Source organism: Amycolatopsis sp. NBC_01480 (assembly GCF_036227205.1).
In the GTDB taxonomy this organism is placed as follows: domain Bacteria; phylum Actinomycetota; class Actinomycetes; order Mycobacteriales; family Pseudonocardiaceae; genus Amycolatopsis.
The window spans coordinates 5,838,492-5,850,375 of sequence record NZ_CP109442.1; the positions used below are offsets into that span (position 1 = coordinate 5,838,492).

Here is an 11,884-nt window from a genome sequence, read left to right on the forward strand (position 1 = left end):
GGGTCGTGAGCACCCTGTTTTCCGCGGCCGGTCCCGACCTCACCGCCGCCCAGCTGTACGCCGTCCTCCGCCTGCGCTGCGACGTGTTCGTGGTCGAGCAGGAATGCGCGTACCCCGAGGTGGACGGCCGTGACCTGCTGCCCGGCACCCGGCATCTGTGGATCTCCGACAGCGACGACGGTGTGGACGCGTACCTGCGGGTCCTCGCCGAGCCCGGCGGCGTCGGCCGGATCGGGCGGGTGGTGACGGCGAAGTCCGCCCGCAGCCGTGGCCTCGCGGGCGAGCTGATGGCCGCCGCGCTCGACGGCGCTCCCGGCGAGTTCGTGCTGGACGCCCAGACGTACGCCCAAGGCCTGTACGCCCGCTTCGGTTTTGTGGCCGAGGGCGAGGAATTCCTCGACGACGGCATCCCGCACATCACCATGCGCCGCCCCGCAGAAGTCGGGTAGACCCCCCGGATTTCCTTGCGGCGAAAGGAAATCAGGCCGTGGCGCCGCGCGGGGCCGACGCCGTGATCACCTTCACCGCGCGGTCCAGGTCGGCCTCGGTGAGGTCGGCGCGGGCGGTCAGGCGCAGCCGCGAGATGCCGTCCGGCACCGACGGCGGGCGGAAGCAGCCGACGCGGATTCCGTGCTCCGCACAGGATTCCGCCCAGGCGACGGCGGCTTCGGCGGAAGGCGCCTGCACCGAGATCACCGCGGCGTCCGGCAGGCTCGCCCGCAGGCCCGCGGCCTTCAGCTGCATCGCGAGGTTCCCGGCGTTCTCCACGACCTTGCCCGGCAGGTCCGGCTCGGACTTCAGCACGCCCAGCGCCGAAAGCGCGGCCGCGGCGCTGGCCGGCGCGAGGGCGGTGTCGAAGATGAAGCTGCGAGCGGTGTCCACGAGGTGCTTGATCACCCGCCGCGGGCCGATGACGGCGCCGCCCTGGGCGCCGAGGGCCTTCGAAAGCGTCACGGTCGTCACGACGTCGGGGGCGCTGGACAGCCCGGCCGCGTGCACCGCGCCACGGCCGCCTTCGCCAAGGACGCCGAAGCCGTGCGCGTCGTCCACCAGCAGGGCCGCGTTGTTCTCGCGGCAGATCCCGGCGAGCTCACCGAGCGGGGCGAGGTCGCCGTCCACCGAGAAGACCGAGTCCGTGATGACCAGCGCTCGCGGCTTGCGGCGCGTGGAGAGTGCGTGCTGGATCGCCGACGGCGTGCTGTGCGCGACGGCCGCGACGTCGGCGCGCGAGAGCCGGCAGCCTTCGATCAGCGACGCGTGGATGTACTTGTCCGTGACGATCGCGGACTCGGCGCCGGACAGCGCCGTCACCGCGCCGAGGTTGGCCGCGAAACCCGAGGAGAACACCAAAGCCGCCTGCGCGCCGCAGAACCGCGCGAGTTCCAGCTCCAGCTCGGTGTGCAGCTCCAGCGAGCCGGTGACGAGCCGGGAGCCGGTGGACCCGGAGCCCCAGCGCAGCGCGGCCGCCGCCGCGGCCCCGGCGACCCGCTTGTCGCGGGCCAGGCCGAGGTAGTCGTTGCCCGCCAGGTCGAGTTCGTCCGGCTGCGCGGGCCGGGGCCTCAGCCGCCGTACGAGCCCCGCGGCTGCCCGCTTCTCCGCCTCGGCGTCGAGCCAGTCGAAGACGTTTTCAGGCGGCAGCTGGGGGGATTCGGTCACGTTCGCAGTCTCCCACCCGGGCCCGCGCCGCAGATGTGCACCCCGTCACGGCAGAAGCCCCGCCCGGCGGCTGCCGGACGGGGCTTCTCCTGGTGACTCGGACTCAGCTGTCGTAGCTGCGACGCGGGCCGCGGCCCGGACGCTGCGGACGGCCCGCGCCGGTGCCGGTACGGCTGCGACCGGCGTAACCGGGACGGCCGCCTTCACGCGAGCCCTGGCCGTAACCGCCGCCGCGGCTCTCGCCGTAGCTGCGGTCGCCACGCTCACGACCGCCGCCGTAACCGCGGCCGCTGCCGCCGCTGCGGCGCGGCGACTCACGACGACGCTCGATGACCGGCTCGCCGCTCGGCGCCTGGGCACCGGTGATGCGCGAGAGCTCGTCGTCGCCCGGGCGGACCATCGTGGTCTCGGCGCGCACGCCGGCCCGATCGGTCATCCGGCGGACGGTGCGACGCTGGTCGTGCGTCACCAGCGTGACCACGACACCGGACGCCCCGGCGCGCGCGGTGCGGCCCGCGCGGTGCAGGTAGTCCTTGTGGTCCGCGGCCGGGTCCACGTGCAGCACCAGCGAGATGTTGTCCACGTGGATACCGCGCGCGGCGACGTCGGTGGCGACCAGCACCGGGGTGTGGCCTTCCTTGAAGTCGGCCAGGACCCGGTTGCGCTGGCCCTGCGTCTTGCCGCCGTGCAGCGCCGCGGCGTGCACACCCTGCTCGCGCAGCCGCTCGGTCAGGCGGTCGACGTGGTGCTTGGTCCGCACGAACATGATCGTGCGGCCCTCGCGGGCGCCGATCTGCGTGATGATGTCCTGCTTGTCCTGGTGCGAAACCTGGAGCACGTGGTGGTCCATGGTGTCGACGCTCGCAGTGGACGGCGCCACCGAGTGCGTGACCGGGTCGGTCAGGTACTGCTTGACCAGCCGGTTGACGTCACCGTCGAGCGTCGCCGAGAACAGCAGGCGCTGCCCGCCCGGCGGGGTGAGGTCGAGGATCTCCCGGACCTGCGGCATGAAGCCCATGTCCGCCATCTGGTCGGCCTCGTCGAGGGCGATGAAGTTGCAGTCGCCCAGCGAAGCGGTGCCCTGTCGGACGTGGTCCGACAGCCGGCCCGGGGTCGCGATGAGCAGGTCGACGCCGCGGGAAAGCGCGTCGGCCTGGCGGGTGAAGGCCATGCCGCCGACGGCCGTGCGGCACCACAGGCCGAGCGACTTGGCCAGCGGGGTCAGCGAGTCCGCCACCTGCATGGCGAGCTCACGGGTGGGCACCAGCACCAGCGCGCGGGGGCGCTTGGGCCGGGCCCGGCCGCCGTTGAGCCGGGCCAGCATGGCCAGGCCGAACGCCAGCGTCTTGCCCGAACCGGTCTGGGCGCGGCCCAGCACGTCGCGGCCCGCGAGCGCGTCCGGGATGGTGGCCGACTGGATCGGGAACGGCGAGTTGATGCCCGCCTCGGCCAACGCGCGCAGCAGCTCCTCGGGGAGCCCCAGCTGGGCGAAGGTCTTGGTGGCCACTGTCTCGACGGCGTCGTCGCGCAGCATGCCCTCGCCGCCACCGCCGGTGGCGGGACGCTGGCGCGGCTTGCGGTCGGGACGGCCGGCGTGTGCGGACGTCGATGAGTGACCGGAGTTGAACGTGACTGTCACAAATGCCTCTCGGACGTGGTACGTCGCAAGGGAGGCCCGGGCTGCCCGCGCGCAGGCAGGGCAAGATGGTGTGCGATGGGCTTTCACAGGGACGGACCCCGGCACACCATGTCGTGACCGACATCGAGCGCCGATGGATAGAGCTTCGGATTCACCGCGAACCCGCTGGGGGTTTATCGATACTTCGGGCTTTGGAGGCGACGGACACCAACTCATCCACGCCGCCGGTTGCGGTCTGTACACACTGTACCGGAGCCGGGCCTTCGACTTCGCACCCAGGTCCACGGTTGTGGGCGGCGTCGCAGGGGTGTTGTGCGCCACAGTCCCCGCGACGCCGCCCCGAGGTCAGCCGAGCCCCGCGGCGAAGGTCAGCGCTTCGACCAGATCGTCGGCCGCCGTGAGGTGTTCCGGCAGGCCACGGGCATGGAACCAGCCGGCCAGATTGCGCACGTCGCGGGTCAGGAACTCACGCCCGCCGGGGTTCGCCACGAGGTCCACCACCTGGGGCAGATCGATCACCATCAGGTGGCCCTCGTGCACCAGCAGGTTGTACGCCGAAAGGTCACCGTGTGCGACGCCCTGGACGGCCAGCAGCTCCAGCGCGGCGGTCGCCTGGGCCCAGAGGTCGGCCAGCTCGTCCGGCTCCGGGCGGAGCTGGGCGAGCCGGGGCGCCGCCGTGCCGTCGTCGTCACCCAGGAACTCGAGCAGCAGCTCGGTCCCGTTGCGCTGCACCGGGTACGGCACCGGCGCACCGATCGTCCACAAGCGACTCAACGCGGCGAACTCGGCCACCGCCCACTGCTCCGCGATCAGGTTGCGGCCGAACGAGCTGCGGTTGGACATCGCGCGCATCTCGCGGGAGCGGCGCATCCGCCTGCCCTCGAGATACCCGGCGTCACGGTGGAACAGCTTGTGCTCGTCGCTGCGGTAGCGCTTCGCGGCGAGCAGCACGCCGTCCGTGGCGGGCACATTCCGGCGCAGCAGGTGGACGTCGGCCTCCTTGCCGGTCTTGAGCACGCCGAGCTCGGTGTCGACCGCGCCGAGGTCGGTGACGACCCAGTCCGGCCTCGGGTGCGGGCCCTGCTCGGCGCTGTCCCAGGTGGTCCGGCGATCGGCGCCGTCCGGCAGCTCGGGCTCGGCGTAGGCCTCTTCGCGCAACTGGGCGAGGCGGACGCGCTCGCCCTCGGTGAGGCGGCCTCGGCGGGCCGGCCCGGGCTGGCCCTCGAACCGGCGCTCACGGCGGACCGGACCGTCGTCGAAAGAGTCGGAAAAGTCTTGCAAGTCTTCGAAATCGTGCTGACGCACTGGTGGGTTCTCCTAGATCAGGGGGTGCCCCACCGGGCGAGCGCGAAGCTCTAGCCGCGAGGGGCGGGCGGAAGTGGGCAGGACTGCGCCCGGACGTTCTCCACGACGCACCTCCTTGACCTCGGCTCCGCCGGCTCCCTGGCCGGTCCCGGGAAGTCTGGCGGGTGCCCGGGGCTCGCGCAACCGAATTACCGGGACCTAGCCTTCGGCCATGGATTACGACGCGGTGATCGTGGGCGGCGGACACAACGGCCTGGTGGCGGCGGCTTATCTGGCACGAGCGGGCCGCTCGGTCCTGGTGCTGGAGCGGCGGGCCGAGACGGGCGGCGCGGCGGTGTCGTTCCGCGCGTTCGAGGGCGTGGACGTGCGGCTGTCCCGGTATTCGTACCTGGTCAGCCTGCTGCCGCGGAAGATCGTCGAGGACCTGGGGCTCGACATCGAGCTGCGGCGGCGCCGGATGTCGTCCTACACCCCGGCTGGCAATTCGGGTCTCCTTGTCGACACGGGGGACGAGGCGCGCACGGCGGCGGCGTTCCGCGCCGTCACGGGATCCACAAAGGACTTCGACGCCTGGCGCCGGTTCTACGCGCTGGCCGGGAAGGTCGCGGCGACGACGTTCGACACGCTCACCTCGCCGTTGCCCAGCCGCGCCGAGCTGAGGCAGCGGATCGGCGACGACGAGGCGTGGTCGATGTTCTTCGAGCGGCCGATCGGGGAGACGCTCACCGGGCTGTTCGACGACGACACCGTGCGCGGCGTGGTGCTCACCGACGCGCTGATCGGGACTTTCGCCCCGGCGTCGGATGAAGAACTGCGGCAGAACCGCTGCCTGCTGTATCACCTGATCGGCAACGGCACGGGTGACTGGGACGTGCCGGTCGGCGGGATGGGCGCGGTCACCGGCGCGCTGGCGGACGCCGCGCGACGGGCGGGCGCCACGCTTGTCACCGGCGCCGAGGTGCAATCGGTGACGCCTGACGGTTCGGTGCGCTACACGCTCGAAGGCGCGTCACGGGTCGTCTCGGCTGGGCATGTGCTGGCGAACGTCGCGCCGCGCACGCTCGCGCGGTTACTCGGTGAGGAGCCAGGCGAGGCTCCGGAGGGCGCGCAACTGAAGGTCAACATGGTGCTTTCGCGGCTGCCCCGCCTGCGCGACACGACCGTCGACCCGCGCGACGCGTTCGGCGGCACTTTCCACGTCAACGAGACGTTCTCGCAGCTGGAGACCGCGTACGCCGAGGCCGCCGCGGGGCGGATCCCGTCGCTGCCGCCGTGCGAGATCTACTGCCACTCGCTCACGGACCCGTCGATCCTGGGCCCGGCGGAGCGCGCGGCGGGCGTCCAGACGCTCACGCTTTTCGGCCTGCACATGCCGGCGCGCCTGTTCGAGGCGAACAACGACGTGGCCCGGGCCGAAGCCCTGCGCGCGACGCTGGCGTCCCTGAACACCGTCCTGGCCGAGCCGATCGAGGATTGTTTGCTGCGGGATGAGGCCGGGCGCCCGTGCGTCGAGGCGAAGACGCCGCTGGACCTGGAGGCGGAGCTGGGGCTGCCGCGCGGGCACATCTTTCACCGGGATCTGTCGTGGCCGTTCTCGGATTCGGCCGCCGGGACTTGGGGCGTCGAGACGGCGTATCCGCGGGTGTTGCTGTGCGGTGCGGGTGCCGTTCGGGGTGGTGGGGTGAGCGGGATTCCTGGCCACAACGCGGCGATGGCGGTGCTGGCTGGTTGAGCGGTGGCTGGGTCGGATCGGGTGTTGCTGTGCGGTGCGGGTGTCGTCCGGAGCGCCGGGGTGAGCGGGATTCCCGGCCGTGCCGCGGCGAGGGGTGTTGACTGGCTGAGCGCCTGTTGGTGGCGTCGGCTGGTGGTGTCAGCTGGACCGGATCGGGTGCTGTTGTGTGGTGCGGGCGCTGCCCGGGCGCAGTGGGGTGAGCGGGATCTCTGGCCATAAAGCGGCGATGGCAGTGCTGGCCGGTTGAGCGGCGGTTGGTGCTGTTGTGCGGTGCGGGTGCAGTCCGGAGTGGCGGGGTGAGCGGGATCCCTGGCCGTAGTGCGGCGATGGCGGCGTTGGCCAGTTGAGTGTCGGCCGGTGGCTTCGGCTGGTGCTGTCGGCCGTGCCGTGTCGGGTAAAGGTCGACGGCGCGGTGCGGAGCGGGCAATGTGGAGACCATGCGCGTGATCGTGATCGGCAGTGGGATCGGCGGAGCGGCGACGGCGTACCAGCTCGCCGCGCGGGGTGCGGAGGTCGTGGCGGTGGACGCGCCCCGGCCGGGGGTGGCCACCGAGGCGGGCGCCGGGATCGTCAGCCCGTGGACCTCTCGCTGGGACAATCAGATCTACCCGCTGGCGGCCGCCGCGGGGGCGTACTACCCGGAGCTGGCTGCGGCGCTGGCGGAGCAGGGGCAGCAGACGTCGTACGAGGTCGTCGGCGGCATGGTGGTTTCGGAGTCGGCGGCCGAGCTGGACGAGGCCGAGGCGTTGCTGCTCTCGCGTGTCGCGGAGGCGCCCGGAGCGGGCAAGGTCAGCCGCCTCGATCCGGACCAGGCGCGCTCGCTGTTCCCGTTGCTCGCTCCGGATCTCGGCGCCGTCCACCTCTCCGGCGCGGGCCGCGTCGACGGCCGCCGGATCCGCCGGGCCCTGATCGCCGCAGCGAAACAGCGCGGCGCCCGTTTCGTGCGGGCGATGGCCTCCCTGCTGCCGAACGTTCCCGCCATCGTCGGGACGGGCACGGCCGGGCCGGTCGGCGGAACGGGCACAGCCAGGTCGGTCGCTGGGCCGGTTGCCGGGCGAGGCGCGGCCGGGCCGGTCGGCGGGCCGGGCTCGGGTGCTCCGCTCACCACCGCGAACGGCCGATGGCGCGTCACCGCCGGCAGCGAGGAACTGACCGCCGACGCCGTGGTGCTCGCAGCGGGCGCTTGGTCGGCCGCGGTGGCTGAGCGGCTGGGGCTGGTCGTCCCAGTGGCGCCGCAGCGGGGGCAGATCACCCACTTCGAGCTGCCGGGCACCGATACCGCCGCGTGGCCGGTTGTGCTGCCGCGGTCGAGTCATTACCTGCTGTCGTTCCCGGGTGGCCACGTCGTCGCCGGGGCCACCCGCGAGACCGGCTCCGGCTTCGACCACCGCGTGACGGCAGCCGGCCAGCGCGAGGTACTCGACCACGCCCTCGCCGTGGCCCCGGGCCTCGCCGACAGCACCCTCGCCGAAACCCGCATCGGCTTCCGCCCCGCAACCCCCGACACCCTGCCCCTGCTCGGCGCCGTCGACGCCCACCCCGGCCTGTGGCTCGCGACCGGCTTCGGCCCAGCAGGGCTCACCCTCGCGCCATACGCCGGCAAGCTGATCGCCGACCTCGTCCTCGGCGGCGATGTCCCGGCGGACCTGCTCGCGCCTTGCTCGCCTGCCCGCTTCGGCTGACCTCGGCCGGTTGGCCTGTTCGCGCCGTGCCGCCCGGCCGGTTCGGTTGAACTCGGCTGGTTGAGCTGGTTGAGCCGTGTTTGCCCGCCCGGTTCGGTTGAAGCGGGCTGGTGGCCTGGTTGAGCCGTGCTTGCCTGCCTGGTTAGGTTGAACCTCTGATCTGGCCGCGCCGTGCTTGCCTGCCCGGTCCGGCTGAACTCGGCCGGGTGGCCTGGCTGCAGCGTGCTTGCCTGCCGGTTTGGCTGAACCTGGCTTGGTGGCTTGGTTGCGGGTTCTCGCCCGGCCGGTTCAGCTCGACTCGGCCGGTTGGCCTGCGTGCACCGTGCTCGCTCGCCGGTTCAGTTGAACTCGGCCGGGTTGACCGGAGTTTGGAGGCGGGCTGGCCGTTCGCCGGTGATGGCCCGGGTTTCGAGGCGGGCCGCTAGCTGGTGATCGGTCGGGGTGTTGGGGTGGGTCGGCCTCGCGCTGGTGATTGGCCGGGGTGTCGGGCGGTCAGCCGGTGAGGAGTTCCAGGCTGTGGTCGCCGGTGCGCTCGACCGTGAGGCCCGCCTTGGTGATCACCTTCACCAGCTGGTCCACAGTGGACGGTTCGGCCCGGGTGGTGGCCAGGACCGCGGCCAGCCGGCCCTTGTAGGCCTTGTTGAAGTGGCTGACCGTGGTGCGGTTGCCGTGGGCGTCTTCCGTCACTACGCGGACGGTCACCGCGTCCGGGCGCAGTCGTGCGAAGGCCGCGTACGTGCCCGAGCGCAGGTCGACCACCAGGCCGTCGATGCCTTGCAGCACCGGCTCCAGCACTGGCTTCCACAGTCCGCGGACGGTGCCCAGCGCGGGCACGGAGTTGCTGCCCGAAAGCCGGTACGCGGGGATCGGGTCGGTCGCGGAGACCACGCCGAACAGCGCCGACGTCAGGGCCAGGCGGCGCTGCGCCTTTTCCAGGCCTGCGCGGGTGAAGCTCTTCATGTCGAGCGCGTCGTAGAGCACGCCGGTGTAGCGGCGCAGCGCGGGCAGCGTCGGGGAGGTCCAGAGCTGCGCGTTGCGGGTGACCTCGTCGCGCTGGCGTTCGGAGATGCCGAGGGTGGCGAGGCTGGCCGGGACGTCGCGGGCCAGCTCGACGAGCGCGTCCGCGAGCTTGGCCCGCACGGGGTTCAGCTCGGGGAAGGACAGCGCGCCGTGGTCGAGGGGCGGGCCGTCGCCGCCGTCGGCTTTGGTCTCGGAAGGGGGAAGCAGCACCAGCACGAACGCAGCCTAACCGCGGCCCAATCCGGATGCGGCGGCCGCTTCCCCCGGCCTACGCTGCGCCGCATGGACCTCACCTGGCGCCCGCTGACGCTTGACGATTCGGAGCAGCTCGCGGGCCTGTTCGCCGCTGCCCAGGACGTCGACCGGACCGGCGAGCACTACAGCGTCGAAGACCTGCGTGAGGAGCTCGACGCGCCGAACATCGACCTGCCGACCGGCTCGGCCGGCGCGTGGGCGGGGGACCGGCTGGTCAGCTACGCCGCGGTCGGCCGCCGCGACCTCGCCGACCCGGTCGACATGCCGCGCGTCGAGACGCTGACGCACCCGGACTTCCGCACCCGCGAGATCGCGGATCACCTCATGACCTGGTTGCTCGACGCGGGCAAGCACGTGCACGAGCAGTTCTTCCCGCAAGCGCCGCTGGAACTGCACGCGACCGTGCACGAGAACGAGCACTGGTACGCCGGGGCGCTCACCCGCGCGGGTTACCGGCGCGCTCGCACGTTCGTCGAGATGCGCGCCGACCTCGCCGAGCTGCCGTCGATGAAGCCGCTTCCGGAGGGCTACGAAGTGGTGGGCTTCGAGGACCGTTATGACGCCCTCACCCTCGAAGCGCGCAACGAGACCTTCGCCGAGCATTGGGGCAGCGCGCTCCTGTCGCCCGAAGCCTGGCGGCACCGCGTGACGGGTTCGAAAGACTTCCGGGCTGACCTGTCGTACTTGGTCCTCACTCCGTCTCGCGATCGGGTGCTGGCGTTTGTCTTGAGCGCCTTCATCGCTTCCGAAGCCGCGGCCACGGGCGTGCGCGAGCTGTACGTGGAGTACGTCGGTACGCGCGCCGAGCTGCGGGGGCTGGGCATCGCGTCGGCGTTGCTGGGCCACACCCTGGTGCAGGCGCGCGCGAAGGGTTTCGAGAAGTCGGCTCTTTCGGTGGACACGAGCAACTCCGCGCTCGGCGTCTACGAACGGTGCGGCTATCGGGTCGCCGACACCCGCTACGGGTACGTGCTGCCGGTCGGCTGACGGGCTCGCTTGTGGTGGTGCGCCGGGTTTTCGTGCTGTGTCGTCAGTTGACCAGGTTGAGCAGTGGGGTGCCGGTGGCGAAGCGGTGGAGCTGGTCGGCCACCAGTTTCTTGGCGCGGGGGTAGAACGAGGCCGAGCCGCCCGCGATGTGCGGGGTCAGGATCACCCCGTGCACAGTCCACAGTGGATGGTCGGCGGGGAGCGGCTCGGGGTCGACGACGTCGAGGGCCGCGCGCAGGCGTCCGGCGGAGGTCTCGGCGAGCAGGGCGCCGGTGTCGATCGCGGTGCCGCGGCCGACGTTGACGACCAGGGCGTCGTCCGGCAGCGCGGCGAGTTCGGGCGTGCCGATCAGGCCGCGGGTGGCCGGGGTGTCGGGCAGGACGAGCACCACGATGTCGGCCTCGGGCAGCAGCGCGGGCAGCTCGCTGATGCCGTGCACGTCCTCGTCAGGTCGCGGTCGGCTCGCGACGCGCGTGACCACGGCTTCGGCCGCGACCAGCTGCCGCTCGATCGCGCGGCCGATCGAGCCGTACCCGACCAGCAGCACGCGGCTGTCGGCGAGGGAACGGGTGTGCTCACGCTCCCAGGTGCCCGTCGCCTGCTGCGCGAACCACCGGGGCAAATCCCGCTGCGACGCGTGGATCAGCGCCAACGTGTGCTCGGCGACGCTCAGGTCGTGCAGCCCCCGCCCATTCGCCAGGCGGACGCCCTCGGGCAGCAGAGGCAGCAAGGTCTCGACGCCTGCCGACAACGACTGCACCACCTGCAACGACGGCAGCCGGCCGATCAGCTTCGCGGGCTCCGTACCGCTGTCGTAGGGAAGCACGTAGAACTCGACCTCGCTGAGGTCGTCGTCAGGCAGCGCCCCACCTCCGTACCAGGCGGCGGCGAGGCCTTCGGGCACCTCGATGTCGGTCCAGGGCAGCAACACACGCGCAGTCACACCCCCACGCTAATCCGCGACGACTCTCCTACGCGCCAGGGCCTCGCGACCGGCGACGACTTCGGCCACGCCGGGCGGGTTCCGCCAGCGTCGTGGCACACCTCGCCGCCATTCCTCGCTGCCGCCGTCGGCAGCGGGAATGCGCTCCAATGCGGCGTTCGGTGCGCTCAACGCAACCAACGCCGCATTGGGGCGGAACCCGGGCCGGAGCAGCGGACCCCGGCTGGACTCGCGACCAAGATCAATGCCCTCCAGCCTCTGCCACGCAGAACTCGTTGCCCTCAGGATCCGCCAGCACCGTCCACGCCACCCCGGGCTGACGGTGCCGGGCCTGTTCCTCCGCGCCCAAAGCGACCAGACGCCGCACCTCGGCCTCAGGGTCGGCAGTGCTGAAGTCCACGTGCACCCGGTTCTTGCCCGTCCGCGGCTCCGGGACCTGTTGGAACGCCAGCGCTGGCCCACCTCCCGAAGGGCGCGCCAGGATGACGAACGTCCCGTAATCGCCCGCGACGGTGACGTCGAGGGCTGCCGTCCAGAACCCGGCGAGTTCCTGGGGGTTGGTGCAGTCGATGGTGATCATGCCCAGCTCAAGTGCCATGCCTGCGAAGCTAGCCCCCACCACCGACAAAACCGGGGGCCGCGGATAACCCGTTGGAAGGTGGCCA

The 11,884-nt window shown here is 72.0% G+C and carries 10 protein-coding genes; 4 read left to right on the forward strand and 6 right to left on the reverse strand.

The features are described from left to right. Positions 1–5: 5 nt before the first annotated feature. Entirely contained in the window at positions 6–449 is a 444-nt protein-coding gene (locus OG371_RS27980; RefSeq protein WP_329058198.1) for a GNAT family N-acetyltransferase, read from the forward strand. Between the two features lie 31 nt (positions 450–480). Here the strand turns inward: OG371_RS27980 and OG371_RS27985 are convergent, their stop codons facing one another. From OG371_RS27985 to OG371_RS27995, 3 genes are all read right to left on the reverse strand, one after another. After that, complete coding sequence (locus OG371_RS27985; protein WP_329058199.1) at positions 481–1,656, reverse strand: 8-amino-7-oxononanoate synthase; 1,176 nt, start codon at positions 1,654–1,656, stop codon at positions 481–483. Between the two features lie 103 nt (positions 1,657–1,759). Continuing rightward, positions 1,760–3,295, reverse strand: coding sequence for a DEAD/DEAH box helicase (locus OG371_RS27990; RefSeq protein ID WP_329058200.1), 1,536 nt, complete (start codon positions 3,293–3,295; stop codon positions 1,760–1,762). 345 nt (positions 3,296–3,640) lie between these two features. Beyond that, a complete protein-coding gene (locus OG371_RS27995; RefSeq protein ID WP_442875992.1) occupies positions 3,641–4,600 on the reverse strand; it encodes a serine protein kinase RIO in 960 nt (319 codons plus the stop codon). A 211-nt stretch (positions 4,601–4,811) separates the two neighbouring features. Between OG371_RS27995 and OG371_RS28000 the strand changes: the two genes are divergently transcribed. Together OG371_RS28000 and OG371_RS28005 are read left to right on the forward strand one after the other, a co-directional pair. Further along, positions 4,812–6,332, forward strand: a complete 1,521-nt coding sequence (locus OG371_RS28000; protein WP_329058201.1) for a phytoene desaturase family protein — start codon at positions 4,812–4,814, stop codon at positions 6,330–6,332. Between the two features lie 437 nt (positions 6,333–6,769). Beyond that, the gene (locus OG371_RS28005; protein WP_329058203.1) at positions 6,770–8,014 is read left to right on the forward strand and encodes an NAD(P)/FAD-dependent oxidoreductase; all 1,245 of its coding nucleotides are present in this window, start codon (positions 6,770–6,772) and stop codon (positions 8,012–8,014) included. A 492-nt stretch (positions 8,015–8,506) separates the two neighbouring features. On the opposite strand, the gene yaaA is transcribed toward OG371_RS28005, so the two are convergent. Further along, positions 8,507–9,250 carry a peroxide stress protein YaaA gene (gene yaaA, locus OG371_RS28010; protein WP_329058204.1) on the reverse strand — a complete coding sequence of 248 codons (744 nt, stop codon included), beginning with the start codon at positions 9,248–9,250 and terminating at the stop codon, positions 8,507–8,509. Between the two features lie 66 nt (positions 9,251–9,316). Here yaaA and OG371_RS28015 point away from each other — a divergent pair, with 66 nt between their 5' ends. Then, on the forward strand, positions 9,317–10,276 hold the full coding sequence (locus OG371_RS28015; RefSeq protein WP_329058205.1) for a GNAT family N-acetyltransferase: 960 nt from the start codon (positions 9,317–9,319) through the stop codon (positions 10,274–10,276). 43 nt (positions 10,277–10,319) lie between these two features. On the opposite strand, the gene OG371_RS28020 is transcribed toward OG371_RS28015, so the two are convergent. Next, on the reverse strand, positions 10,320–11,219 hold the full coding sequence (locus OG371_RS28020) for a 2-hydroxyacid dehydrogenase (RefSeq protein WP_329058206.1): 900 nt from the start codon (positions 11,217–11,219) through the stop codon (positions 10,320–10,322). A gap of 241 nt (positions 11,220–11,460) precedes the next feature. After that, positions 11,461–11,817 carry a VOC family protein gene (locus tag OG371_RS28025; protein ID WP_329058208.1) on the reverse strand — a complete coding sequence of 119 codons (357 nt, stop codon included), beginning with the start codon at positions 11,815–11,817 and terminating at the stop codon, positions 11,461–11,463. Positions 11,818–11,884: the final 67 nt, after the last annotated feature.

Excerpts from the sequence above, each read along its gene's own strand:
- OG371_RS28000 (WP_329058201.1), top strand. The coding sequence starts at position 4,812 with ATGGATTACGACGCGGTGATCGTGGGCGGCGGACACAACGGCCTGGTG.
- OG371_RS28025 (WP_329058208.1), bottom strand. The coding sequence starts at position 11,817 with ATGGCACTTGAGCTGGGCATGATCACCATCGACTGCACCAACCCCCAG.
- OG371_RS28015 (WP_329058205.1), top strand. The coding sequence starts at position 9,317 with ATGGACCTCACCTGGCGCCCGCTGACGCTTGACGATTCGGAGCAGCTC.
- OG371_RS28005 (WP_329058203.1), top strand. The coding sequence starts at position 6,770 with ATGCGCGTGATCGTGATCGGCAGTGGGATCGGCGGAGCGGCGACGGCG.